Below are 24,713 nucleotides of genomic sequence, written 5' to 3' on the forward strand. Positions count from 1 at the left end.
CGCGTTCGATCCTCTTGGCGTCAACCCGATCCGTGATTTTATCAATGATCGTGATCTCTTTGCGGTCGGCGCATGACGACAGGTTGTCCCGCGGAGGCATTCTTCTTGTTTCAACACTCTATTCTAATTTTTGAATAGAGTGTTTTCAATTTTACCTTAAAGATCATCCTGCTGCGTATTGGTCCATTAGGGATTTTGCAATTACTCTTAGGGCCATTACTTCTTCGGCGCCTTCGAAGATGGAGAACACTCGGGCGTCCACGAAGTATCTGGAAACCGCGTATTCTTCCGCATAACCCATTCCACCATGAATTTGCATCGCTTCTCTTGTCACCCATTCGGCGACTTTGGACGCGTAGAACTTGATCAAAGTGGCTTCCATCTGGCCTTGGTGATTGTCCAAAAGATTCGCTACGTGATTTGCAAATTGACGAGAAGCCTGTAGAATCACCGCCATTTTCGCTATCTTATATTTCGTTAAGTTGTATTCGTAGATCGGTTTTTGAAATACGGATCTCTCTTGCGCATAACGTAGTGCGGCTTCCAAAGCTGCTTGCATCACGCCGTGTGCACGGGCTGCGGTTTGGATTCTTCCACCGGCAAATCCTTCCATCTGGAAATAAAATCCTTTTCCTCTTCCCGCTTCTCCGCCTAACAGGTTTTCTGCGGGAACGAAGTAGTTGTCGAACGAAACTTCAAAAGAATGCATTCCTCTATATCCGATGGTTCCGATTGCTTTTCCTTCTATTTTTCCGCCTTCGGGTTGAGTGTAAGTAAATTCGTGACCGGTAAAACTCGGTTTTTCTGCAAGTAGAATGGAAAGTCCTTTGTGTTTCAAGGAAGGGTCTGATTCGGTTCTACAAAGGATCAAAAGAAGGTTTGCATAACCTGCAAACGTACACCAGGTTTTAACACCATTGATGACCCAACCTCCATTTGCTTGTTTTGCTGTTACGGAAACTCCTGCTACATCGGATCCGTAATTTGGTTCGGTCACCATAATTCCGGCCATTCTTTCCCCGGATGCAAGAAGAGGAAGCCACTTGTCTTTTTGTTCTTGAGTTCCTCCTTTCAGAAGAGCCTTGGACATGATTTCCGGTCTGGTAATGAGAGAACCCGCAATTCCCAATCCCCCTCTGGAGAGTTCTTCGGTAACGACGAGCATGGATAAATTATCCGGTTTGTCGTTCGGTTGGATTCCGCCGTATGATTCTGGAATACAAAGTCCGAAACATCCCATATCTTTCAATCCGCCGATGATGTCTTCGGGAATGATGTCGTCGTGTCTATGGACGTGTTCTGCATGGGGTATTACTACGTCTTCTGCAAACTTCTTAAACGTTTCACGGAACATTTCATGGTCTTCATCCAGACCGTATGCTCCGAAATGACCTTTGGCAACGATCTTGTCCGCGATCTGGTTGTAATTTTGGATCGCCATTGCGTTTTCTAAGAATTGATTGATTTCGTCGTTGAATATTTTGGAAACTAGACTGGAAGCTTTGATTCCGTACTCGGAAGGGCGGGAACTGATTTCGGAACGAACGTGGTTCACGGTTTCAGCCGCAAAAACGACTGCCATTTCCTGTTCGAGATCCCCTGTTCCTCGGGACGCGTCCCAAGCGTATTCAATGAATTTCTCCGCGATTTTTTGTTCGGAAGTAAGCCAAGCGATTTGGTATTGAACGAGTTGGTTTTCGTCCATCTTATCAACGGAGACTTTTCCGTTTATATTGCAACGTGCTGCAAGTGCTTTTGTAACTTCTTCGATCACTCCTGCGGAAACGGAAAGTGCTTTTTTCGCGGTCGCTTGATCAACGACGGTATTGGTTGCGCTCATGGGTTTTTAATCCTGAAGTAAAAAATTCGAATCTGAAACCTACAAAATCACGACTTCTACCCCTGTCATTTGCTTTTTGAACGACCATTCCCGGGCGATGGAAACCCGTTTTAAAATCGAAAATAAGAAGTCGGGTATTTTGCTTTCTTTTCTGAATGAATTTAAGAAAGTCTTCGGTTTCGAATCGTATAACGGAGACGGAATTGATTTTGGAAATCGAGAAAATACAAAAACGTCTGGACGAACTGAAACAAGAAATCGTATCACTCAAAAAAGAAACCCTCACACATATTTCGTGTTGTATCGTATTATTTTGGGGAGATAGAAAATGTGAAACGAAGCGGATTTTCGATTTCCTTCCTATTTATCAATGTGACGTGTTTGTTTACGGAAAGGTTTTTTTCTTTTCGAAACTTTCGCAAAGGAACGAAAATTTGGGAGGGGTGTTTTCTGAGTGGAATCGGTTTTTTTATCCCGTCTTTTTAGTTTTGAATTCCTTATGTTTCGGATATAACAGGTGCTTACAATTACGGAAATCTTATCCGAATTTAAGTCCGTAATTTACCTTGTTCGGAGCCGTTCTGTTTTTGTTATGGATCTAAGTAGAAAGTATGAAACTTTAAATTGACAAAGTTGTATTGGAAAACTTCCTTATCCTATTAGTTCAAGTAACAATTATGAAATTTAGGATTTTAACCAATCTCTCTTTAAAAAAATTAGTCTTAATTTTTCTTTGTTTTCTTGTAGAACTACAAACCCAACCTAAAGAAGCGAATGTCTATCGAAATCTATCTGCGGCATTAAAAACGCCTAAAAAGGTTCAGATTCTTGATTTGAGTAGAAATCGACTAACGACACTCCCTAAAGAAATTGTACTGCTGGAAAATTTAGAAAGGTTGTATCTGCGCGACAATGAGCTTACTACTCTTCCCGAAGAGATCGGAGAATTAGAAAATCTAAAAATGCTGGACATGACCAGAAATCGAATCTCTACTTTGCCGAAAGAATTTTGGCAGTTACAAAATCTAGAGGTGTTATTGTTAGATGGGAATAATCTCTCAATTTTACCCGAAGAAATCGGGGAATTAGAAAAATTATCTGTATTAGATTTAAGCAATAATCAACTTACAACCTTACCGAAAGAAATTGGACAGTTAGAAAGTTTATTATATTTGGAATTGTCTACTAATAAACTTGTATCTCTTCCCGAAGAAATTGGACAACTGAAAAAACTTAGAATATTAAACTTATGGAATAATCCATCTTTCAAGTCCACTGAGCAAGATATCCGAAAGTTATTTCATAATCAAGAAATAAATATCCAAAAATCAGGCTGTCAATCTTGTGAATAATATCGTTTATTTGGTAAATAAACCTGCTTAACTTAATAGATTGAATCGTTTTGTTTTCTAACACTTGAATTCATATATATCAAAAGAAATTTTAAATATTTCTTTCCAACTCTTAAACTTCGTATTTTAACCTACAAATCTGTTCCATTCTGGATTTATTTAACATTTCAATAAAAGCCTGTCTTAAAAACCTTCGAACACAATAGAATGAGACACTTTAGTTTTACAAAAATGTAGGAACTCCTACGAGAGTATTCCAACAATAAAGCCTATTAGAAATCTCATAAACTACCAAAAATATATTAAATTTTAATTTACAATTTAATAGAATATTATGAAAAAATTATTAATATTATGCCTATTGTTCGTCATCCACTGTAATGAATATAATTCACCTAGCAAAAATGTTATGAAGAAAATTCGTGTCCAATCGCCGTCAAGCTCTGCTTACTGGGTGCTGCTATAGTTCAAGATCTATTAAAAGTTAACTCGACTTCATACAAGAGCCAAAATCCCAATTTTATATGGTCCTTTGATTTGTAGTAATGCCAAGCACAACATATTGCCTCGTCCATTTGACTAAAGAGTATTAAGGAACATATTTTTCGTAAGTCGAGCTTGCGAGGATACAAACGTTTCCGGACTATTTTATCGGTTCCTGATTTTGCATATCTTCTCTAATCGAAACACCTCCGGAGCATATGGCTCCGAAATATGTTTTAAGTGATTTAATTCAAGGAATTATAATGTGAAAAATTCGACCGTGGAAACGAATTATCTGAATTTCATGAGGAAGAGATCCATGTCTCTTCTAACTTGATAATCTTTCTTATTATTGTCTGTAATTCCGGTAGAATAAAGATTTTCATCTGAGTCGATGCCGATTCCTCCAGAGTATAAGACTTCCCCGGGAGTGCCGACTTGACGTATCCATTCGACTTGTCCAATAAAATTGTGTTTAGTCAGGAAAATATCTTGGTTCCCTACTCTTTTGCTGTGTTCATTGATGGTATTTCCAGAGGTTTGACCTGTTGTAAAGATGTTTCCGACTTCATCGGTGGTGATTCCAGTTATCTTAGTTGATTTTATATATTCGTTGCTGTACGGACCAAATTGTTTGACCCATCTTTGAGTACCATCAAAGTCGTATTTTATTAAAAATCCGCGAATGTTCGTCCTTTGGTTTGCTTTAGATTCTAAATCTATGTCGCTTTGTCCTCCCACTAAGACGTTTCCGAATGGATCCACAGCAAGAGAGTAGGGTATTACATTATCTGAATAAATTGCCGTTTGAGCGAAGAATTTTTGATTCCCATTTCCGTCGAATTTAAGAATAAAAAGATCTCTAGGTTCTAAACCATAGGCATAATTGAGGGAGGTATTGGTTCTAAAATTTGCGTTAATCGATGTTCCAACTACGTAAATACAATCTGCGTTTTCGTCAAGGGCGACTTTTTTCGGAAGGATACTGGCTCCGAGTATCGAGATTTGTTTTACCCAAATTTGGTTTCCGTTAGCATCAAACTTAATAATAAATCCACCGTTAAGATTACCCACTGCGTTGTCTCCGAAAGGTCCGTCTGAGATTCCAACTACATAAGAATTTCCGAATGTATCTACAGTGATCCCTTCTGTAAAAACGTTATAAGTATTATAAACTCCTTTGGCTCTTTTGGGCCCCGCCTGTTTTTTCCAGGCTATTGTTCCATCCGGATTGAACTTAACTACGAACATATCCTGTTTTTCGGATATAAGCGCTTTTTCAAAAGGGCCATTTGTATAACCGGTTACATACGCGTTTCCGTTAATATCAGCTGCAGTACCGGTGACCTCCAAACTCACGTTTCGAACTCCGACTCGTTTCATCCAAAGTTCATTTTGCTGAGAATCGAATTTTTTAAGAATGATATCTTGGGTTCCAATTTTTGATTCGTCACCAATAAGATTGGCTTTCGAATTGGCCGCGATATAAATGGAACCGTCCCCATCGACCGCGACATCCGGTTTCCCGACAATTTCAGTAGGAATTTCAAGTAATGAAGTCCATTCTAAGACAGGCGGATTCTCACCAAAAACGGTGGGAATTTCCTCGATGACGGCTAAGTTTTCACCAAAGACGACAGGGTTAAGGTTTTCTTCCTCTGGAGTTGAAGTAATCGAATTCTTATAAAAATTAGAATTTCCTTGAGCTAAAGGAATCAAAAAGAAGTTGTTCGTTTTTGCATCGGATGTAGGCGAACAAGCTTGAAATAATAATATAAAAAAAAGAATCAGAAAATGTATCATAATTTTCCTTAATACTCAACATACTTTCTATTACTTTGATTAAGAAAAGTCCAAGGCTTTTTAAAGAGAAACTTTGAGAAGAGTAGGGCGTTTTACCCTACTTGAAAAAAGAATAGGAAATGAGTGCTTCACTATAAGAGTCGTTGTGGAATTTAAAGTTCTTTAGGGGAATGATTTAAATATTCGATCTCCAAGTAGACATACACGAAGATCGAAATGATATTTTAGAATAAAAGCCTGTCTTAAAACCCGTCGAACACAATAGAATGAGACACTTTAGTTTTACAAAAATGTAGGAACTCCTACGAGAGTATTCCAACAATAAAGTCTGTTAGAAATCTCATGAACTACCAAAGAAGTGTAGTCTGCGGGAACTCCTACGTTTTATTACGAACTTGCCGAATGATTATAATAAGGTTGGACAGGTTCTTAAACGAAAACGCGAGCTCACGTAAAAAGCGGTAGGATTGTGGCACAATAAACATAGTAAGAAAAAGCGCGCTGAATTTTCTATATTGGATTTAGTAATGGGAAATTTAAGTTATAGGGTGAGATATAGGGAACACAGTAAATATACGTTATGTGATCCTTAGCAAGTTGGGTCCGAGGTTTCGCGAAATTAAAATCCAGTTTGCGGAAGAGCGGGAAGATTAAGATCTTTCCCGTTCTTTTTATTCTTTAATCAATCTCTCGATCGCTTTTTCCGAAAATTGTTTCATGTGAATATTTTTGCCGCTGATAGTTTCCAAAAACTTGGAAAAGTTATCCCGATCTTTTAATATTCCGATGGAAAAAATATTTTCGGATTCTACCTCTAAGTTACGAATCGTATCCGTGAGTTTATTTTTCTTTCCCTGAATCTGTTCTTTCAAAACGGCCTGGTCGATATCCGGATTCTCTGCAAGTTCTCTAAACAAAGGTGTTTCGCCGAACAGAATATTGATAAGTTCGCTGTTCGGAGTATTTTCTTCGTTTAAAATACCGAGTTTCATTTGTTCACTGGTAAATTCCCCTTGAAGACTAGCAAGGGTTTCCTGAATTTTCAGATAACGGGACGTGAGTCCTGAAGAAAACTCCGTTTTGTCGAGGCCTCCTCGCTCTTCTTGAGCGGGTACAGCTTTGGCATTAACGGAAGACCGTTTGTCGCGGATGAGCTTTTCCGCAGAGCTAATCAGATTTGTGAGTGGAACGTCCATGTTCTTTCCTCCTCTTCAGAATTCAAGATCCGGAAAGAATACCAATTTGGTATGAACTTTTTAGTAGGGACTTCTTTTCTGAAATGCCCTATGTCGCATCAAAGATCTTACTTCTGGAGACAATCTAAACTATATATCGGAAGGTATACGGGAAAGAAATGAATTTTTTTCCGAAATTATAAAAAAATTCAATTTTCACTCAAGTGGCTCATAAATTTTTGACTATCGTAGATTGGAATCACTTCGAATGAGTAATACTCCCGGTTTTGTAAAAGATTGGTCGCTACTATTATGTGGGTATTAGTATTCTGAATGTTTGTGCTAATCGACGTTCTATTACTCGAAATACCCAGTCCTTTTTCCCGATCGATCTGGATTTTTTCCACCAGAGAATATATGTTTTTTCTACGTTTTAGGTAAGGTTTTGCACACAGGCTTTTTAGGTTTCGTGCCAATAGAAACGCGATGGTCGAGTTCTCCATGTATGAATATAGTTCTGGGACCGGAATTTGCGAAATCGAAGACTGTCTGTAGAGGGTTTGAGAAATCCTAGGTTTGTGTTTTCGACGGCTTTAATAAATTGTTTCAGTCGTTAAGCATATACTTTTTCTGTGCGGTGATCAAGATCGTGCGGGCTGATAAGCAAATATCGTAGGATGAAATGAAATCGAAAAGCTGAGCCAAACTCTGGTTTGCTGATTCGTGTGAATTTTTGCTCGCTGTACCAAGTGCTGCTGACAAAGCGCTCGTACTAACGGGCCGAACGGAAAATTTTGCAGTTGGAATTTGCTTAAGTTCGATGAGTTGAATTTTTATGCCAACTTTTAAGCCGTGATAGATTAGGATCTTATATATATGCAGTATTTTCTGAAAAACTTGGTCTTACCATTTTCAAACCAGCGGATCCAAATACACGCTTCCAAATCGGTTTCTGAGAGTTTAAGAAAATGATTTATATGTACTATAACTTGAGGTCCAAAACCGGGAGTGAGTATATAAGAATTTCGTAATTAAAAGATGTCTGCTATGACAAAACCATTCATGATCTTGTTGCCATCTCTCAACTAAAGATTCATACGGCGAAACATCCAAAAGCACAATCCCAAAAACAAACTGGGAGTGATCCAAACTCCTACGAAAGGCGGTATAACACCGTTTTCTCCTAACGATTTACCCGCAGAATTGAATATATAATAAATCAACACTACACCGATCGTGATTCCTAAAGATGCGACTCCCGCGGTTTTTTTGGTAAAATAACCCGCGATCGTTCCGATCAAAGTTACGATGATCGTCATCATAGGCAATGCAAATACGGAATGTTTTTCGGTAAGAACGTCTCCGTAAGAAAGACCTTTTTGAATTCTTCTTTTTTCTTCTACTTTCAATTGAAAGAGATTCATTTCTTCCACCGAACCTGCAGGAACCTTAAAATAGGTGGGATCTTCGGGAAGTTCGTATTCTTTTTCCTCGAAAGATTCCTGAGAACTGAGTTTTAAGTCGTTATCAAAATGCCACTCTTCCACCTTCTTCATCTTCCAAAGTTTGGTTTCGTAGTTGTACTTCGCTTTTAAGGAGGAAATTACGGTTTCCGGTGATCCGTCGGTCCGGAGTCGAATGTAATTGAATCCGCCGTTGATCTCGTCCTTATTGGGATCGTAAAAATACAAATAATAAAAACCTTCCTTCCCCTTCACATGAAATTGATATACGCTGTTTGCGAGAGTTCCCATTCCTTCTGTAAGAATATCGTGTTCTATCTTTGCCAATTTGTTGACCGGCCTTACGATGAGCTCCGTCGTGAGAAGCATCACGATCCACATTAAAATTCCGAATAGTATAAGTGGTGCCACGATTCTGAAAAAGGAAACTCCCGCGGCCATCATTGATACGAGTTCTTTATTCACGGAAAACTGGCCGACGGTAAAACAGATCGAAAACATTAAGGACATTGAAACGACTGTAGTAGATATGATTTTTGGAAGACTGTAGACCAAAAAAAGAGCTACGTGGTATCTAGGCGCTTTTGTAGCCGTGAAGTTTCTCATATTGTCGTTTACGAGAGAGAGGAGCATGATTCCAGTAAGCAAAATTACGGTTCCGATAAAGACCTTGAAGAACTCTCCGAATAAATATCGATCTAAAATTTTAAGAGGAATAAATTCCTGCTTCCATTTGTGGAAAAAGTTTTTGAGTGAATGAGGCTGGAAAGGAATTGCGGACATATTCTTCTTTTTAGAAATTTGAGGTCGTCTTGACAAGGTTTTCGCAGATGCAATCTCTTGGTTTATTTTTTGAATGCGATCGAATGTGCAAAGCAAATTCCGGGAAATCAATTATGCCCTTAGAATTTTAGATTGACTCTTACGTTTCTTTACACGATTCTTCCGAAGGAAAGGAGTCACTCATGAAATTTCGTTCTCTTCTTATTCTTGCGCTCGCCGTTTCTTTCACGTCCGGCGCTCTTCTTGCGGAAAAATCCACCGAAGAACATATCAAAACTCTTTCTTCCGGTTCCGATTCTGAAAAATACGAATCCGCAGTCGCTCTTGGAAAGAATAAGGAAAAGTCCGCGATTCCGGAACTCATCCATCTTCTCAACCGCAATAATGAACCTAAAATTGCAACGGCTGCGGCGATCGCTTTAGGGAAAATTGCGGAGCCCGGTGATGCGACGATTGCTTTGAAAAATAAAATTATTTCTTCCGAAAACGGGGATATCGTCTACGCTTCTCTGGCTTCACTTTTGAATATCTCCACAAAAAATGAAAAATTGGAAGATTCCACAAAAGAAGCTTTCGAATTCGCCGATAAAAATCGCAGAGGAGACGAGTTCGTTGCCGACTTTTTAGATTTGATCAAAAAGAAATTAAAACTTTAATTTCACACTAAATTCTCGTTTATTCCTTTTCCGGAATCGGTTTTTTAGAAATTTCTTTTCGGAGAAGGAATCGAAAGCGTGAATGTTTACGGGGCCCTTGAGATTGCGAGATTTTTCGTTTTTCTCTGAATAACTTTTCTTATCAATCGTTGTAATTATCGAAGTGTAAATCCTCATTATATCTTTATTTTCTTTGTAAAACCTATCTCAAAAGTAACTTAGAGTCTGTCCGAAAATCTTAGAAAAAAATCGGTTCCAATCATTCCAATCATTTCGTAATTAAACGTAGTATGAATGGCTGGTTTATAGGTTTTCTAAATGGACTTTATTGTTGGAACACTCTTGTAGTAGTTCCTACATTACTGAGATTTTGGGACAAATTCTAATTTGAAAGCTTCTAACTTTTTTCATATTCAAAATTCTTCAACTTTTGAATTCGGATTTAACTTCGTTCTAATTTTTTAGAGATTCCTAAAACTCGTCTTGCAATTCATTTTAGTTTCTGTTGAACTATAAATTTGAATTTAAATAGGAGACTCGTTTTATGAAAATCAAAGGATTCGTATTCGTATTTTTGATTTCCGCAACTTTACTGCAAGCGGAACCGTTTCAATTGAAAAGTCCCGAATTGACTTCCGGTAAACTTATCGCCAACGAACAGGTGTTTAACGGTTTTGGATGTTCCGGTGGAAACATTTCTCCCGCACTATCTTGGACTGGTCTTCCGAAAGCTACGAAGAGTATTGCTATAACTGTTTACGATCCGGATGCACCGACCGGCAGTGGATGGTGGCATTGGGTAGTTTTTAATATTCCAGCTACTACAACTTCTATTCCTGCAAATGCTGGGAACTTGGAAAAAAATCTTCTTCCAAAAGAAGCGATTCAAAGTAGAACCGATTTCGGCATGCCTGGTTACGGAGGTCCTTGTCCGCCTCAAGGTCACAAACCTCATCGCTATTATTTCACCGTTTACGCTCTTAAAGATAAGATTTCGGCCGATCAGAATTCTTCCGGCGCCTTGATCGGTTTTTACATCAATTCTCTTAAAATCGGTGAAGCTAAAATTTTAGCGAAATACGGTAGATAATAAATTACAAGTGATCGGAACCTGTTCTTTGATTTTGGAGCGGGTTCTTTTATATTATAGGCGCCTTGTTACGTAGTTTTCAGTAATATTATTGGAAACAACTGATTTGTTAATAGGTCGAGCGTCTCTCTATATTTCCAAACTTTTTGCGTTATGCGTGCCTTTAATCGTTATTTCAGTTAAGACTATTTCGCTCGGTTCTTTATAGAGTTTTTTCTTTTTTAATTCTTTCTTTTCTTCTTACGTATACGATCTTATCAAGTTCGGCGACTACCTTCCCCGTTTTCGCATCGTAAATTTTAGTTTGAAAAAGCGCGTCTAACTTTCTTTTTTCGTCAGCTTCTTTTCGAATTCTTTTTATCTCTTCTTGAGGAATCTCAAAATCTGCATAGACTTTACCCACTCCGGGGGTGATAAATCGAATCGTCGCCGCTTTATCCCAGACGATATATTCCTCTCCTAAATTTTCCATAAGAATAAGCATGTAAAACGGATCACACATAGAGTAAAGTGAACCGCCGAAGTGAGTTCCAACGAGGTTTTGATTCCACCAGTGGAGTTTCATAGAAAGTTGAAAATGGGTAAAATCTTTGCTGATTTTTTTGTATCGGATTCCGGCGGCAAAATAGGGAGGATAAAAATTAAAAAAATAAAATCGAAGTCTTTTCCGTAAGTTCATATGATTTGGCACCAAAACACTATAGTCAGTTTGTCTTTTGTTATCGATTCATATGATTTTGAAACTATAAAATAAGTGATTTGTAAAATTATCTAAAATGCTCCGTTTGAAAAAAGACATCTTGGTTTTTCGGGACGAATCCAAAGCTGATTGGAAAACTTTGCGCGCGATTTCAAAGGAAACACACAGAGGTAATTCTCCCGATTATCATAAAGATATGTGGGGTTTTATCGAGTCTAAAATATTTGGCTTTGAAATATCAAAAAAATCTTATCAATTTTTTCGAAGTTTAGATAGGAAACTCGACACGAACATGATGTATTCTTATCGTTCCAAAAACTGAAAAGTAATTATACAAATCTCTGTGTTGTTTTATTCAAACGGCGGTTATACCGTCACTTGCAAAGATGGTGAGCGATAGCGATTTGTATGCGTGCTTGTAATATGTTCTTGGGAAGGGATGTCAATCTATCCGTTTTGTTGCCTTAATCCCGAATTTCATTCTAAACGAAAATGTGGATTTGTAATTGTGTCTTGTGACAAAGAGAAGGGTTTTATTTTCCCGAGTTTTGTTTTGATTGTCGTGTGGGAATGGGCTTTCCGAAAAGCAGATAATAATTTTAAGACGTTATCCTTTGAATCGAAAATTTGATCTAAAATATTCTTTTTTAAGTTCGCTTGACTTTTCATCCGAATTTAGATCGAAACAGTTTTGAAAATTCTTCTTGCCCTCTTGTTTCGAATTTTTATAACTTCCTTTCATGCAAAGAACGATCGCCCTTGTCAGAAAAAAAGGATCTCTTGAAAATGTTCATTTAGAAACGGAAACTCTTCCCGAACCCGGCGAGCACGAAGTACAAATCGAAGTTCATTCGATCGGATTAAATTTCGCGGATCTATTTGCGATCCAGGGATTGTATAGTGCGGTTCCGGAAGGAGCTTTTATTCCGGGACTTGAATATTCGGGAGTTGTAATCGCTGCGGGAAAAAAGGTTAAGAACATAAGGAAAAAAGATAAAATTATGGGAGTTACCCGTTTTGGCGGTTACGTTTCTCATTTAAATATCGATTCAAAATATGTGTTCAGACTTCCTCCTAAATGGGACTTTGATCAAGGTGCTGGTTTTTTAGTGCAAGGATTGACCGCCTATTACGCGTTAGTCGCTTTAGGGGATCTTAAAAAAGGACAGACGGTTTTGATTCATAGTGCGGCCGGTGGGGTCGGAATTTTGGCAAATCGAATCGCGAAAAAATTGGGTGCGTTCACGGTTGGAACGATCGGAACTTCTGCCAAAATCGATTTTCTTAAAAAAGAAGGTTATGACAGACAAATCGTCCGTTCGAGTCGATTTAAAAAGGATCTTCAAGAGTTGCTTTCCGAAAGAGAATTGGATCTCGTTTTAGAATGTATCGGGGGAAAAATCTTTCAGGAAAGTTATGATGTCATGGCTCCGATGGGAAGGATGATTGTTTACGGTGCCGCGGAGATGATGGGTGGGGGCAGTGGAGTAAACTGGCTTCGGCTTGCCTATAAATATTTTTCCAGGCCGAAATTGGATCCGATGCGCATGGTTTCGGATAATAAAGCGATTATGGGATTCAATCTGATTTGGCTTTACGAAAAGGTGGAAAAACTAACCAAACATCTAAATGGTCTTGTCAAACTCAATATTTCTCCGCCTCATATCGGTAAAACATTTCCGTTCGAGAGGATTGACGAAGCTCTGAAATATTTTCAATCTGGTATTTCCGTTGGAAAAGTCGTATTAAAAGTAAAATCTTAAGTGTTGAGGAACAAATAGGGTCTTGCGAGTTTGGGAGTATTTTGAAAGGATTGTATTTGTAGATTGTCAAATAACTCGTAGCCTGTTCCAAAATCTGAGATGAAATCGGAATCAAAAATTGCGAAGTCTTCGATAACAAAGCACAATTAGTTCCCACAGATTACACCTCTTTGGGAAGTCGATAGGTTTTTAAATCGTCTTTTCCCCGTGTGTTAGTAGAAGTTCGGCATGAAACAAGTTCTTAACTTGTTCCGATGCGCCGTCGCGCGTAAAAAAGAATTAAAGGAGAAAATTAGGATCGGTTGTCATTTTATGGATCTCTTTTAGGCTTCATAGTTTGCGAAATAAGTTTTTATATTGAGTATTGGACTTTGCTTTACAATTCGAAGTTTTCTTTCAATTTGGAGGCAGAGTGAGTCGAGCTTCTTTTTCCGCTATATTCCATTCTTATAGAGTTGTGTTTGAGAATTTTTTAAACTCTCAGACCCTTTCTATGCTTTCCGAACAATCTGCTCCCGAACTTTTTGAAGCGATGAAATACAGCCTTGTTGCCGGAGGTAAACGACTCAGACCGGTTTTGGTATTGGCGGCTTTCGGGGGATCTCAAAACGAAACTAGAAACACTCTTCTTCTCGGGTCGTCTTTGGAATGTATTCATACCTATTCTTTGATTCACGATGATCTTCCAAGTATGGATAACGATGATTTTAGAAGGGGTTTACCGACTCTTCATAAAAAGTTTTCTGAAGCCACGGCGATTTTGGCGGGCGACGCGTTAAATTCTTTCGCGTTTTATTTTATCTCTTTGGTTCAAGGGGAGAATGAGGATTATTTTTTGCATCGGGATTTATTAGAAATTTTACATGCGGGGTGTGGTGCACCCGGAATGGTTTCCGGACAGATCTATGATTTACAGATGGAAAGGAAAAATACGAAGGACCAAAATTCCAAGAGTGAACAAGAAAAGGTCGCAATGGTCCAATTAACTCATCGTTTAAAAACGGGAGCTCTCATTAAGGCGGCCTTACTTTTGGGGAATCGTCTTCGTAAGGATTGGAAAAAAAGAGAGGAGCCTTTATCCAAATACGGAGAAGACCTGGGTTTACTTTTCCAAATTACCGACGACATTTTGGACGTGGAAGGAACTCAGGAATCCTTGGGTAAAACTCCGGGTAAAGATCAAAAAACGGGTAAGATCACATATCCTGCGTTGTTGGGAATGGAACGTTGTAAACAAATGGTCAAAGAACTTCAAAAAAACTTAATTTCAATTTCTTCCAGTTTTGTTTCCACTGACGAAGAGGGAACATTCTTTCAGGAACTTCCGATTTACATTGGCCAAAGAAAAAATTAGACTCGATATCCTTCTGCTTGAACGGGGACTTGCGGATTCCCCGGAAAAATCGAGAAGTTTAATTCTTTCCGGTTCCGTCTTGGTAAACGAACAAAAGATAACCAAAGTCGGATTAAAATTTCCAAAAGATTCGGAAATTAAAATCCTCAATGTCATACGAGAATATGTGAGTAGAGGCGCGTATAAATTATTGAGGGCTTTTGAGATTTTCCCCTTACAGGTAGATGGAAAACTTTGTATAGACCTTGGTGCTTCGACTGGAGGATTTACACAAGTGCTTTTGGAAAAGGGAGCTTGGAAAGTTTTTGCATGCGATGTAGGCTATGGTCAGTTAGCTGAAAAGTTGCGAAACCATTCTTCCGTAATCGTGAAAGATCGTTTTCATCTGAAAAGATTGTCCGCTTCGGAAATCGAGTGGGAGACAAATCGTTTTCAAGCGCCTCATCCCGAATCGATCGTAATTGTGGCGGATCTCAGTTTCATTTCTCTCCGGTCTGTTTTTCCCGTATTCCGAAAGTTGAGAGAGGAGAAGTATATTCCGAAATTAGAATGTATTACTTTGATAAAGCCTCAGTTTGAGGCGGATAAAAAAGATCTTATAAAAGGGATTTTAAGAGATCCTAAAACTCGGATTAGGATCGTTCGTTCTCTCTGTAACTATCTCAAAAAAGAGATCGGAGGTGTTGTTTTAGGCTTAGGGTGGTCTCCGATTGAAGGTAGATCTGGAAATAAAGAAGTCCTTTTGTATTGGAAATTGTAGCGGGGAAAATCGGAGTTTTAAGAAATTGAAATTTATACTTTTTATCGATCAAATTCTAAAAGTAAGTCTATGAGAGTTCGTTGTGTCGGGATTTTAAGAGTGTCTCAAGAACGAAATCTGTTTTAAAAACTTAAAATCAATCGGTCTGTTTGTAATAAGGCGCAGTAGTTCCCACAGATTACATTTTTTAAGGAAATTATGGACTTTCGAACGGACTCTTATTGAAAATACCAAGCTAGTAACTAACGTGAGTCCGATATAATAAGTGCGAAAGCGATTGTAGTGGAAATTCCAAAGGAATTGAAACGAAAAGAACTCAATGAAACGCTTTTTACGAAAGTGTTTCAGGTCGCAAGCCATTTTAGTTATGAAATTTGCGGGCGATCGCCCAAACTTTCTTATATCGAACTCACGTTGACTAATAAAAACGTCGTGTTCTCTGAGCTTGTCTCATTTACTCTCTTAGCCCGGAATTTTGCTTTCTTTTATGATTTCTGTGTCAAGCTTTCCCTTTATTTTTTGCATAAGACCGTAATAGGCAAGTTTTCAAATTTTGCTCTTGGATAGAATCATAAAGTTTCCCCATGAATCATTGAATCTAAAATCTCGATCGTTTTGTAGTATGCAGAGATAATTGTTTTTGGTAATCGGGAATATCGGCTTTGGGAAGGGAACGACTGAAGCGGATAAAATTTGACAAAATGGAGAATCGAGTGTGCGTCAAATTTTCAAAAGAAAAATGAATCATTAAGTTCAAACGAGGAATTTGAAAGTTCACTTTACATTTTGGTTCGAAAAAATACAAAGTACAAATCTTAAAAGTTTTCAGGAACTTATAAATCGTTTTGAGGGAGGGGTTTTTCCGAAACCATAAAACGAAAGATCCTGATTTTATCTTTTATCGACTTTATTTGAAAGTAAAATACATTATAAAATATTAATGTAAGAATGGGGTTTATGGAGCAAAAAATAGAAAATAAAAAAGGAGAAATCCTACCGCTGAACGGATTGCGCGCGTTTGCAATTGTCGTTGTATTTGTATATCATTATTATTTTTATTCCGGATATACCTCCGCAAATAATAATGTCATTCTCCAAGCATTTATCGAAATACTTCATCACTTTGAAGTGAACCTGTTTTTTATCCTCAGCGGTTTTTTAATTTCTATGGCCTTGTGGAGAGAGTGGTCGGAGAACGGAAAAATTCGTTATTTAGATTTTTTCTTAAGGAGAAATTATAAGTTACTTCCTGTTTATTATCTTTTTATCACGATTAGCTATTTGATAAATCGGATTTCCTATTCTATGAGTAAAAAATGGGTGGCGACAAAAGAGTTATCCGTACCTGAAACATTGATGGCTTTGAATGTTATGGAGAGTACGGATAACGGTTTACGAAACGCTTGGGCTGATTTCGTTTTTCTTGGGAATTATCTAAGAGGGCCTAATATTCATACTTGGTTCCTATCCATAATAGAACAATTTTATCTGATATTTCCTTTTTTCTGCGGATTCGTTCTGTTTAAACGGGATTTTTTTACAAGACAATGTATTCTTTGGGGATTGTATTTGATACCCGGCTTGTTGAGAATTTGTATTTATCTTAATCCGGGTATTTTTGGAACGGATTATGAAACCTTAGTTTTCCGTCCTACGCATACTCGCGTGGATTCGATTGTTATGGGAGTAATTCTCATGGATTGGATTGTCAATCGCGGAGATTATCTGAAAAGATATCTATCGGGTCGTATAGTGAGTTTTTTATTGATTCTATTACCCTTTTTGATTTTAGTTTTTATTAATTTAAAAAGCGAATCCATTTATTCTTTTTTTTCAGGGACGATAAGATTCAACCTAATTGATTTCGTTTACGCGTTTATTCTTTTATCGGTGATCTTCTTTCCTGACACTCTTTTGGCCAAAGGATTAAGTTTAAAATTTGTTACTCAGATTGCAAATCTAAGTTATACGATTTATATATGGCATTTGCTTCTTTCCTTGATTTCTTTCGGTGTGTTAAAAGTATTGTTACCCGGTCTTTTTGAAACTGGCCTAACTTTTTTTACTTTAAGCCTTATGCTGAGTTTTCTTTTTACCTTTGGGGTTTCTTGGTTGATACATCGATACGTTGAAGAGCCGTTGAGTCGTCTTTTTAAAAAGATTTTTTCGTCTGTATCTCGGTGACATTCGACCGAACTTTATTCGGTTATTTTTACTGGAAGGATTTTCGACATTTTTAATGGCCCTCAATTTAGAAGTTGGGTCAAAGAGGAAGTTACCGAACTATAGTTATAACTAGAACGAAATATATGAATAATCTCGGGCTGAAATTTTATTGGGAGTTATGGAAAAATTATTTGGTGGATGAAATGCATCGTCACGTATCGATTAAGATTAAAAATCGGATTGAACGAAATCGATGTTTATTTTTTTCGAAAATTAATCATACATATTTAATAATATACTAAAATAGAGTTGTTGGGTGGAGTGAAAAGCCAAAGGGGATTTTTAGATCTATTTTTGTAAAGTTACGATTTTATGAAATTATTCACGTTCGGATTTGCAAACAGATTAGAAAACGTTTCCTTAAAATTTTGAATCCTTCGAAAACAGGGATAGTATGCTAATGTGCGGGAACGGAAATAATATCGGGATTTTAAGACGGTATTTCCGATGTGAAAAAATCATAGGTTTGGACATTTCCGGTCGTATGATTCAACGTGCGCGAGATCGTTTTGGGTAGAATATGTTTATCTTACGGAAAACTCATTAGCTTCTTCCGTTCCTTCAAACCATTGCGATTCAGTCAGTTGTGTTTTCGGATTAAAAACATTAGTAAAGGAGTTTTTTAGTTTCCGAAGTATATAGAATTTTAAAACCTTTCGGGTAAATTCGTCTTTACGGAGTTATCCGGACCTTCGAGCTTTTTTACGTTTCACTGGAAATTGTATTTTATGTTGTTTCTTCCGTTGATAGGAAAATTGTTTTTTATCCGTTTGTGAAAAAAAAGTATCTAGTGGGTTCGATCTTAGGCTTTTGATAATATTTTTCTAACGAATCGCATTTTCGTTCCGTATTTTCGGAGGTAAACTTTTTTCGTTGATATAACGGAATTGTGACTGGGGTTTTTAGGGAAAAACATTCCTTGAGTTTGCCTTTATGGATATGTCATGTTTGGAACATCGTTCTAAAATTACTGATCGAAAAAGCCTGTTCAAAAAATTTCAGAATGCAGGCCACAGAAGCAAAGTTCGTTTGAAAATCCGTCTATATTCCGTGTCAAATCGAGCCGGAATGGACGTTCCGGCTCTTTTTTCTTGACTTTGGGGGTCAAAGCGAAAATCTGGCCTCTACAGGACGATATTTTCATGTCAGTATTATCAAAAGCGCATAAAACTCCTTCTCTTACGAAAGAAAATGCCGTAAAAGGTTGGTTCGTAGTAGATGCGGAAGGAAAAACTCTGGGAAGACTCGCTTCCGGGATCGCCGCAAGACTTCGCGGAAAACACAAAGCTACCTTTACTCCGAACCAAGATTGCGGGGACAATATCATCGTTATCAATGCGTCCAAAGTGAAAGTAACCGGTAACAAGGAAATGCAAAAGATGTACTATCATCACTCTCGTTATCCGGGTGGGATGACCGAAACCGTGTTCAGAGATCTGATTACAAAACAACCGGAAAAGGTAATCTACGAAGCGGTAAAAGGAATGCTTCCAAAAAGCAAACTCGGAGATAAAATGCTCACCCACTGTAAAATTTTTTCGGGTGCGGAACACAACCTCCAGGCACAAAAGCCTGTGAAACTGGAAATCTAAGGAGACCTGATAAGAATGGCATCCACAAAAGAAATTTGGGCTGTAGGAAGAAGAAAGACCTCCGTTGCTCGTGCTAAAATCAAAGAAGGTTCCGGTAAAATTACCGTTAACCACAAAGATATCAAAGACTATCTTCAAAATCGCAAAGCAATCATTGATGAAGCGATTCGTCCTCTTTCTCTTTTGAACGTTCAGGACAAATATGATTTGAATCTGAATGTAACTGGAGGAGGAATTACCGGTCAGGTAGGGGCGATCCGTCATGCACTTGCAAGAGCGATTTGCAGAATTAAGCCGGAGTTCCGTCCAACCGTAAAAAAAGAAGGGTTCTTAACCAGAGATCCAAGAATGGTGGAAAGAAAGAAATACGGTCTGCACAAAGCGAGAAGAGGAACTCAGTTTTCCAAACGTTAAGTTTCTTTTTTATTTCATTTCGTTTTTGAAATGCCTGAATCTCTTTCGCCAGAGTTTCAGGCATTTTTTGATTTTAGAGGTATCATGAAACCAAAATCCGTATCGGAAATCCGCGAAATTTTTTTAAACTACTTCAAAGATAAATCCCACAGCGTGGTTCCGTCGTCTTCCCTTCTTCCGGCGGGAGACCCCACACTTTTATTCACGACCGCGGGAATGGTGCAATTCAAACCGTTCTTTACCGGCGCGGTCGAGCTTCCTTATACAAGAGCGACTTCCTGTCAAAAATGTCTTCGGACCACCGATCTCGAAGTGGTCGGTAAAACGGAGCGTCATTGTACTTTTTTTGAGATGCTCGGAAATTTCAGTTTCGGAGATTATTTCAAGGAAGAAGCGATCGAATACGCGCTCGATTGTTCCGTAAATTATCTCGGGTTCGACAAGGATAAGATTTGGGTCACGGTTTATACGGACGACGACGAGGCGGAAAAGATCTGGCTTTCCAAGGGAATTCACAAAGATCGCATAACGCGCTTAGGAAAAAAGGATAACTTTTGGGGACCGGCGGGAGACAGCGGGGCTTGCGGGCCTTGTTCGGAACTCTATTTGGATCGGGGAATCGAAAAGGGTGGACCCGATTGTGCGACCAGCGGAACTTGTAGACCCGGTTGCGACTGCGATCGTTTTTTAGAATTTTGGAATATAGTTTTCAATCAGTTCAATCAGGACACCGAAGGAAATCTGCATCCTCTCAAACAAACTGGGATCGACACCGGTTCCGGTCTGGAGCGAGTCGCCTTATTGCTGCAAGGCGCAGATTCCGTTTATGACACCGACGAACTCCGAAAGATCATTTCCTTTTATGAGGAGCTGTCTGGAATCAAGTATGATGATGTGGTAGCTTTATCTAAAATTCCGGCTCAGAAAAATAATACAGCACAGATTGCCGCAAATCAAAAGGCTGCGTTCCGAGTTGTAACCGATCATATTCGTTCGGTTTTGTTTTCTATTGGAGACGGAATTTATCCGGACAGAACCGGAAGGGGTTACGTTATCCGCCGTTTGATCCGCCGGGCGACTCTTTTCGGAAGAAAATTGAACTTCAAAGAACCGTTTCTTTATAAACTTGTCGATAAGGTCGTAGAAATTTACAAACCGCGTTATCCGGAACTTGGAAAAAACGCCTCCGCGATTGCAAAGATTATTCTCGCGGAAGAAGAACTTTTCTTAAAAACCTTGGAACTCGGCCTGGAAAAGATCGAGTTTCTGGTTCAGAGAACGAGATCTGCTGGCAAACCGATCTTTTCCGGAGCAGATGCATTTTTACTTTATGGAACTTACGGTTTTCCCGCGGAGATGACAGAGGAAATCGTAGTGGAACAGGGGCTTGGTTTCGACAAAAAAGGATTTCAGGAAGAACTAGAAAAAGATAGGCAGGTTTCCCGCGAATCCTGGAAAGCCAATAAGATCTCTTTAATGACGGGGCAGGAGACGGGAAAGACGGAGTTTTTGGGTTATTCTTCCATATTAGGAAAAGGGAATATTGCGCATTTATTTTGTACTTTGTCCCGAAGCTCGGATTCTATATCGCAAAAAGATTCAAAGCCACTCCCAATCGAACGACCTGAACTGCACTCCAATTCATTGAGTTCAGGAAGCGGGATTATCAAAAGTCAGCAGAATGTCGGAGTTAGTCCTTTGGGAAACAAAGATGAGATGGGTTCTTACGATTATAGACCTTCTTCTACTTTGAAAGAAGGACAGACAGGCGTGATTGTTTTAAACAAAACTCCTTTTTATCCCGAAGGAGGGGGGCAGGTCGGAGATATTGGTTTCTTGCGTCAGGGAAAAAACGTATTCAAAGTTTTGGATACCCAAAAGGAAAACGATGTTATTCTTCATTTTGGAGAGGTTTTGAGCGGAGAATTTTCCATTGCCCAGGAACTTGAGGCCGAAGTGGAGACGACTCGCAGAGAGAGACTTAGGTTTCATCATTCTGGGACCCACCTTTTAAACGGAGCACTTCGAACTCTTTTAGGAGATCATGTCCTACAAAAGGGTTCCGTCGTTTCTCCTGAGTATCTTCGTTTTGATTTTTCTCACCCTTCCGCGCTTACTTCGGAAGAAATTCGCAAAATAGAATCCTGGGTCAACGAATCGATTCGCAAGGATTTCCGAGTGGAGACTAAGGAACTGCCGATTGACGACGCGAAAAAAACCGGTGCCATCGCGACCTTCGGAGAAAAATACGGAGACCGAGTGAGAGTCGTCCAGATGGGAGACGCTTCGGTCGAGTTTTGCGGTGGAACTCATGTTTCTCATACGGGAGAGATTGGATATTTTTTTATTAAAAAAGAGTCTTCTCCGGGTGCGGGCAATCGTCGTATCGAAGGCGTATGCGGTCCGGCGGTAATTGAAACGTTCCAAAATCGTTTTGCGGAACTCACCGAATCCGTGCAAAATTTAAACTTAAAAATCAAATCGGAGTTAGGTGGGGAGGAAAAAAATCTTCTGATAACGTCTCATGTTCCCGGACCGGAGGAAATTCGGGAAAAACTTGAAGAGGAGGGAGCATCTGCGGTTACATTTTTCCGAGATCTTTCCGAAAATATTGTTTTTAAAATCGAGGAAAATACTTCTTTATTCTTAAAAGCAAAAAAAAGTTTGGAATCGAGAGATTTTGAAAATAACAATTCCGTAATCGAACAAGTATTTTCTTCTTCGATCGAAACTGGAATCGGTAAGATCGTTTCCGCAATCTTCGATGACAAGGATCCGAGTTCTCTCAAGGGTCTTTCGGATAATCTCAAGATTCGGGAAAAAAATCTTCTTGTGATTCTCGGAAGTAAAAATGCGGATAACGCGAGTGTCGTGATCACTTGTTCTTCCCAACTCGTTTCTAAGGGAATTCATTGCGGTAATTTGGTCAAAGCCGTCTGCGAAATGTTAGGTGGTAAGGGCGGTGGAAAGCCTGACATGGCTCAAGGCGGCGGTAAGGAAAAGCAAAACTTGGAATCCGCAATCTCTTTCGCGATCCAATTAGCAAAACAAACTTTAACCGGAGAAAAAGTATGAGTGATCCATCCTTTGACATAGTGTCCGAAATCAGTAAACCGGAGTTAACCAATGCGGTGACGCAGGCTCTCGGAGAGATCAAGAATCGTTTTGATTTTAAGGGTTCCAAGTCGGATATTCAACTCGAAGATGAACAACTCGTTTTAGTTTCGGACAATGATGCCAAACTCGAAAGTGTGATCGACGTTCTTGTTTCCAAGATGGCAAAGCGAGGGATCGGATTGAAGAATTTCGACTTTAAATCCAAGATCGAACCTGCAACCGGAGGAACCGTTCGGATGAAAGTGAAAATCCGTAAGGGAATGGAAAAGGAACAAACCAAGGAAGTGACTAGAATCATCAAGGATTCCAAACTCAAGGTCAACGTCACGATCATGGGAGAGTCCGTCCGCGTCACCGGTAAGAAAAAAGATGACCTTCAGGAAGTGATTCATCTTTTGAAAACTTCCGATCTTTCGTTCGACGTTCAGTTTACGAACTACAAGTAACGGTATGTCGCGTATCGGAACACCGAACTGCTGCATCCCGGCATCAAAGAAATCACTGCTTTTTCGAACCGACCTTCTACTTGGCAGAGTTGCGATCCTCTGTCAAACTTATCGAGCGACCTAATTTCACTACCTGAAGTCTTGAGTTCAGGTAGTAAGATAGTTTGAGTGTTATCGAAGGCCCTTAGCGAAGCTGAACGGCTGGAAACGATAGAAAACGTAGATGAATTCCTCTATGCATACGACCGAATTAAAAACGGATAAAGAACTGGTCCAACTTCCGGAAGGGACCTTGGCGGAGCTTTTGGGTGGTGAAATATTTATGGTTCCTGCTGTGATCCCCGAGCACCAAAGAGTGTCCGCTGAACTTCATTTTTCTTTAATGGAATACGTACGGAAAAAAAAACAACGGAATCGCGTTGGCTTCTCCGATCGACGTATTTCTCGACGAACACAACGTCGTTCAACCCGATCTGATCTTTATTGCAAAGGCGCGAAATGCTATCATCCAAGAAAAAAGAATCGAAGGCGCGCCCGATTGGTCGCCGAAATTTTTTCGGAAGGAAATGCGTATCACGATCTCAAAACCAAAAAGAAACTCTACGAAAAACACGGAGTCCGGGAATATTGGATCGTGGATCCGATGGAACGTTCGGTGGAGATCTATCAAAACGGAACCTCCGGTTTTACGTTTCTTGTTTCCGCGGATTCGGGTACGGTCGAGTCTAAAATCCTCGACGGATTTTCTCTGGAAGTGCAAAGTCTTTTTACGAAACCGTTTTGAATCTTCAATGAGTGTCCATTCATTGCAACGTAAAATGCGGTTTTTATTCTTGTTGCATTGTTTTCAAAGTCGCCCATCCATTCTTCCAAAAACTTAGCGCTTGTTCTAAAACATGAAAAAAATTAGTTCCAATCATTCCATAAGTTCGTAATAAAATGACGTGAATTCGATATAAGAAAGTTTGGGCGAATCGCTCGCAGACTTCATAATTAAAATGGCTCGCGAGCGCGCTTTTCGTTCCAATTCCTTCGGAATTTCCACTACAATCGCTTTCGCATTTGTTATGTTGAACTCACGTTAAAATATAGGAGTTCCTGCTTTCTCTTCAGGTTTTGGACAGACTCTAAATTTGATTTCGAAGTTTTGTTTCGCTTTTCCCAATGATATCGAAACGAAATTACTGTTTTTAAGTACATCAAATTCATTTTATAGAGGTTCCTTTAAACAAATCGAGATCTGATTTGGTCAAACTAGTATGAAAAAAATATTATTCATCGGTGTTTTAGCAAGTTTTATTTCCTCCGGAATTTTTGCTGGAGAGGAAAGTCCGGTAAAATTCAAACTGGAAAAAAGTTTTGGAAATTCTTATCTTTTGAAAATCGTTCATCCGGCTAATTACGGTATTCAAAAGGATGCTCCTCATAAGATTTTTTTGAATGCAGGTAACGGAGTAAAAGTGGAAAAAGCCGATCTGAAAGTGAAAGGAAAAACTTCCGAAAAGAAAAAAGAATATTTTGCATCTGTCGATCCGATTCCCCTCATCGTAACCGGCAAAGGAGAATTAGAAATTCACGGAAAAATTTACTACTGCAATTTCGATAAAAATATCTGTATTCCCGGAAAAATCCAACAAGTCGAAATCATTCGATGAATTTCTACTTTTAAAGAGAATCGGATTGGATTGAGGTTTTA

19 protein-coding genes and 3 pseudogenes are annotated in these 24,713 nt (G+C 39.0%); 17 read left to right on the plus strand and 5 right to left on the minus strand.

Annotated elements, in window-relative coordinates; genetic code table 11:
- Positions 1–163: 163 nt before the first annotated feature.
- Positions 164–1,840 carry an acyl-CoA dehydrogenase family protein gene (locus tag LEP1GSC190_RS03515; RefSeq protein ID WP_002761525.1) on the minus strand — a complete coding sequence of 559 codons (1,677 nt, stop codon included), beginning with the start codon at positions 1,838–1,840 and terminating at the stop codon, positions 164–166.
- A 300-nt stretch (positions 1,841–2,140) separates the two neighbouring features.
- Between LEP1GSC190_RS03515 and LEP1GSC190_RS20080 the strand changes: the two are divergent.
- Positions 2,141–2,397 (plus strand): annotated as a pseudogene (locus LEP1GSC190_RS20080) (hypothetical protein); the annotation flags it as partial.
- A 120-nt stretch (positions 2,398–2,517) separates the two neighbouring features.
- Positions 2,518–3,192 (plus strand): leucine-rich repeat domain-containing protein, encoded by a 675-nt coding sequence (locus LEP1GSC190_RS03525; RefSeq protein ID WP_002761550.1) that lies wholly within the window; start codon positions 2,518–2,520, stop codon positions 3,190–3,192.
- A gap of 774 nt (positions 3,193–3,966) precedes the next feature.
- Here LEP1GSC190_RS03525 and LEP1GSC190_RS03530 read toward each other — a convergent pair.
- Together LEP1GSC190_RS03530 and LEP1GSC190_RS03535 are read right to left on the minus strand one after the other, a co-directional pair.
- The gene (locus tag LEP1GSC190_RS03530) at positions 3,967–5,478 is read right to left on the minus strand and encodes an SBBP repeat beta-propeller lipoprotein, LipL53 family (protein WP_004281209.1); all 1,512 of its coding nucleotides are present in this window, start codon (positions 5,476–5,478) and stop codon (positions 3,967–3,969) included.
- Between the two features lie 671 nt (positions 5,479–6,149).
- Complete coding sequence (locus LEP1GSC190_RS03535; RefSeq protein ID WP_004281144.1) at positions 6,150–6,674, minus strand: LIC10415 family protein; 525 nt, start codon at positions 6,672–6,674, stop codon at positions 6,150–6,152.
- Between LEP1GSC190_RS03535 and LEP1GSC190_RS19645 the strand changes: the two are divergent.
- Positions 6,673–6,896: pseudogene (locus tag LEP1GSC190_RS19645) on the plus strand (hypothetical protein). The gene LEP1GSC190_RS03535 and the pseudogene LEP1GSC190_RS19645 sit on opposite strands and share 2 nt — an antisense overlap.
- 842 nt (positions 6,897–7,738) lie before the next feature.
- On the opposite strand, the gene LEP1GSC190_RS03540 reads toward LEP1GSC190_RS19645, so the two are convergent.
- Entirely contained in the window at positions 7,739–8,899 is a 1,161-nt protein-coding gene (locus LEP1GSC190_RS03540) for an LptF/LptG family permease (protein WP_002761558.1), read from the minus strand.
- 182 nt (positions 8,900–9,081) lie between these two features.
- On the opposite strand from LEP1GSC190_RS03540, the gene LEP1GSC190_RS03550 reads away from it, so the two are divergent.
- Together LEP1GSC190_RS03550 and LEP1GSC190_RS03560 are read left to right on the plus strand one after the other, a co-directional pair.
- The gene (locus LEP1GSC190_RS03550; protein WP_002761623.1) at positions 9,082–9,555 is read left to right on the plus strand and encodes a HEAT repeat domain-containing protein; all 474 of its coding nucleotides are present in this window, start codon (positions 9,082–9,084) and stop codon (positions 9,553–9,555) included.
- Positions 9,556–10,099: 544 nt separating this feature from the next.
- On the plus strand, positions 10,100–10,645 hold the full coding sequence (locus LEP1GSC190_RS03560) for a YbhB/YbcL family Raf kinase inhibitor-like protein (RefSeq protein ID WP_002761436.1): 546 nt from the start codon (positions 10,100–10,102) through the stop codon (positions 10,643–10,645).
- Positions 10,646–10,847: 202 nt separating this feature from the next.
- On the opposite strand, the gene LEP1GSC190_RS03565 is transcribed toward LEP1GSC190_RS03560, so the two are convergent.
- Entirely contained in the window at positions 10,848–11,324 is a 477-nt protein-coding gene (locus LEP1GSC190_RS03565) for a DUF4442 domain-containing protein (RefSeq protein WP_002761659.1), read from the minus strand.
- A gap of 97 nt (positions 11,325–11,421) precedes the next feature.
- Here LEP1GSC190_RS03565 and LEP1GSC190_RS03570 point away from each other — a divergent pair, with 97 nt between their 5' ends.
- The 12 genes and pseudogenes from LEP1GSC190_RS03570 to mpl17 all read left to right on the plus strand — a co-directional run bounded on the left by LEP1GSC190_RS03570 (position 11,422) and on the right by mpl17 (position 24,672).
- Positions 11,422–11,667 carry a hypothetical protein gene (locus LEP1GSC190_RS03570; protein ID WP_002761540.1) on the plus strand — a complete coding sequence of 82 codons (246 nt, stop codon included), beginning with the start codon at positions 11,422–11,424 and terminating at the stop codon, positions 11,665–11,667.
- Between the two features lie 418 nt (positions 11,668–12,085).
- The gene (locus LEP1GSC190_RS03575) at positions 12,086–13,108 is read left to right on the plus strand and encodes a synaptic vesicle VAT-1 family membrane protein (protein ID WP_004281194.1); all 1,023 of its coding nucleotides are present in this window, start codon (positions 12,086–12,088) and stop codon (positions 13,106–13,108) included.
- A 412-nt stretch (positions 13,109–13,520) separates the two neighbouring features.
- The gene (locus LEP1GSC190_RS03580; protein ID WP_004281147.1) at positions 13,521–14,462 is read left to right on the plus strand and encodes a polyprenyl synthetase family protein; all 942 of its coding nucleotides are present in this window, start codon (positions 13,521–13,523) and stop codon (positions 14,460–14,462) included.
- Entirely contained in the window at positions 14,443–15,222 is a 780-nt protein-coding gene (locus LEP1GSC190_RS03585) for a TlyA family RNA methyltransferase (RefSeq protein ID WP_002761592.1), read from the plus strand. The genes LEP1GSC190_RS03580 and LEP1GSC190_RS03585 overlap by 20 nt, the downstream gene beginning before the upstream one ends.
- A gap of 957 nt (positions 15,223–16,179) precedes the next feature.
- Positions 16,180–17,406, plus strand: a complete 1,227-nt coding sequence (locus LEP1GSC190_RS03595) for an acyltransferase family protein (protein WP_002761594.1) — start codon at positions 16,180–16,182, stop codon at positions 17,404–17,406.
- 285 nt (positions 17,407–17,691) lie between these two features.
- Positions 17,692–18,325 (plus strand): annotated as a pseudogene (locus LEP1GSC190_RS20090) (class I SAM-dependent methyltransferase).
- Positions 18,326–18,590: 265 nt separating this feature from the next.
- Positions 18,591–19,040: a 50S ribosomal protein L13 gene (rplM, locus tag LEP1GSC190_RS03605; protein ID WP_002761500.1), complete on the plus strand. Its 450-nt coding sequence runs from the start codon at positions 18,591–18,593 to the stop codon at positions 19,038–19,040.
- Positions 19,041–19,055: 15 nt separating this feature from the next.
- Positions 19,056–19,454, plus strand: coding sequence for a 30S ribosomal protein S9 (gene rpsI, locus LEP1GSC190_RS03610; protein WP_002623296.1), 399 nt, complete (start codon positions 19,056–19,058; stop codon positions 19,452–19,454).
- Between the two features lie 84 nt (positions 19,455–19,538).
- Positions 19,539–22,529 carry an alanine--tRNA ligase gene (alaS, locus tag LEP1GSC190_RS03615; protein ID WP_036048524.1) on the plus strand — a complete coding sequence of 997 codons (2,991 nt, stop codon included), beginning with the start codon at positions 19,539–19,541 and terminating at the stop codon, positions 22,527–22,529.
- The gene (locus tag LEP1GSC190_RS03620; protein WP_002749076.1) at positions 22,526–23,017 is read left to right on the plus strand and encodes a YajQ family cyclic di-GMP-binding protein; all 492 of its coding nucleotides are present in this window, start codon (positions 22,526–22,528) and stop codon (positions 23,015–23,017) included. The genes alaS and LEP1GSC190_RS03620 overlap by 4 nt, the downstream gene beginning before the upstream one ends.
- Before the next feature lie 223 nt (positions 23,018–23,240).
- Positions 23,241–23,801, plus strand: a complete 561-nt coding sequence (locus LEP1GSC190_RS03625; protein WP_081606754.1) for a Uma2 family endonuclease — start codon at positions 23,241–23,243, stop codon at positions 23,799–23,801.
- A 475-nt stretch (positions 23,802–24,276) separates the two neighbouring features.
- A complete protein-coding gene (mpl17, locus tag LEP1GSC190_RS03630) occupies positions 24,277–24,672 on the plus strand; it encodes a cell surface protein MPL17 (RefSeq protein WP_002761455.1) in 396 nt (131 codons plus the stop codon).
- Positions 24,673–24,713: the final 41 nt, after the last annotated feature.

Origin of the sequence: Leptospira mayottensis 200901116 (assembly GCF_000306675.2) — a bacterium.
Classification (GTDB): domain Bacteria; phylum Spirochaetota; class Leptospiria; order Leptospirales; family Leptospiraceae; genus Leptospira; species Leptospira mayottensis.

What these genes read in the sequence shown, in the direction of transcription:
- LEP1GSC190_RS03560 (WP_002761436.1), top strand. Translation starts at nt 10,100, where the DNA reads ATGAAAATCAAAGGATTCGTATTCGTATTTTTGATTTCCGCAACTTTA.
- LEP1GSC190_RS03530 (WP_004281209.1), bottom strand. Translation starts at nt 5,478, where the DNA reads ATGATACATTTTCTGATTCTTTTTTTTATATTATTATTTCAAGCTTGT.
- rpsI (WP_002623296.1), top strand. Translation starts at nt 19,056, where the DNA reads ATGGCATCCACAAAAGAAATTTGGGCTGTAGGAAGAAGAAAGACCTCC.
- LEP1GSC190_RS03565 (WP_002761659.1), bottom strand. Translation starts at nt 11,324, where the DNA reads ATGAACTTACGGAAAAGACTTCGATTTTATTTTTTTAATTTTTATCCT.
- LEP1GSC190_RS03525 (WP_002761550.1), top strand. Translation starts at nt 2,518, where the DNA reads ATGAAATTTAGGATTTTAACCAATCTCTCTTTAAAAAAATTAGTCTTA.
- LEP1GSC190_RS03540 (WP_002761558.1), bottom strand. Translation starts at nt 8,899, where the DNA reads ATGTCCGCAATTCCTTTCCAGCCTCATTCACTCAAAAACTTTTTCCAC.
- LEP1GSC190_RS03550 (WP_002761623.1), top strand. Translation starts at nt 9,082, where the DNA reads ATGAAATTTCGTTCTCTTCTTATTCTTGCGCTCGCCGTTTCTTTCACG.
- LEP1GSC190_RS03595 (WP_002761594.1), top strand. Translation starts at nt 16,180, where the DNA reads ATGGAGCAAAAAATAGAAAATAAAAAAGGAGAAATCCTACCGCTGAAC.
- LEP1GSC190_RS03625 (WP_081606754.1), top strand. Translation starts at nt 23,241, where the DNA reads ATGAATTCCTCTATGCATACGACCGAATTAAAAACGGATAAAGAACTG.
- LEP1GSC190_RS03620 (WP_002749076.1), top strand. Translation starts at nt 22,526, where the DNA reads ATGAGTGATCCATCCTTTGACATAGTGTCCGAAATCAGTAAACCGGAG.
- LEP1GSC190_RS03570 (WP_002761540.1), top strand. Translation starts at nt 11,422, where the DNA reads ATGCTCCGTTTGAAAAAAGACATCTTGGTTTTTCGGGACGAATCCAAA.
- alaS (WP_036048524.1), top strand. Translation starts at nt 19,539, where the DNA reads ATGAAACCAAAATCCGTATCGGAAATCCGCGAAATTTTTTTAAACTAC.
- mpl17 (WP_002761455.1), top strand. Translation starts at nt 24,277, where the DNA reads ATGAAAAAAATATTATTCATCGGTGTTTTAGCAAGTTTTATTTCCTCC.
- LEP1GSC190_RS03515 (WP_002761525.1), bottom strand. Translation starts at nt 1,840, where the DNA reads ATGAGCGCAACCAATACCGTCGTTGATCAAGCGACCGCGAAAAAAGCA.
- LEP1GSC190_RS03575 (WP_004281194.1), top strand. Translation starts at nt 12,086, where the DNA reads ATGCAAAGAACGATCGCCCTTGTCAGAAAAAAAGGATCTCTTGAAAAT.
- LEP1GSC190_RS03535 (WP_004281144.1), bottom strand. Translation starts at nt 6,674, where the DNA reads ATGGACGTTCCACTCACAAATCTGATTAGCTCTGCGGAAAAGCTCATC.
- rplM (WP_002761500.1), top strand. Translation starts at nt 18,591, where the DNA reads ATGTCAGTATTATCAAAAGCGCATAAAACTCCTTCTCTTACGAAAGAA.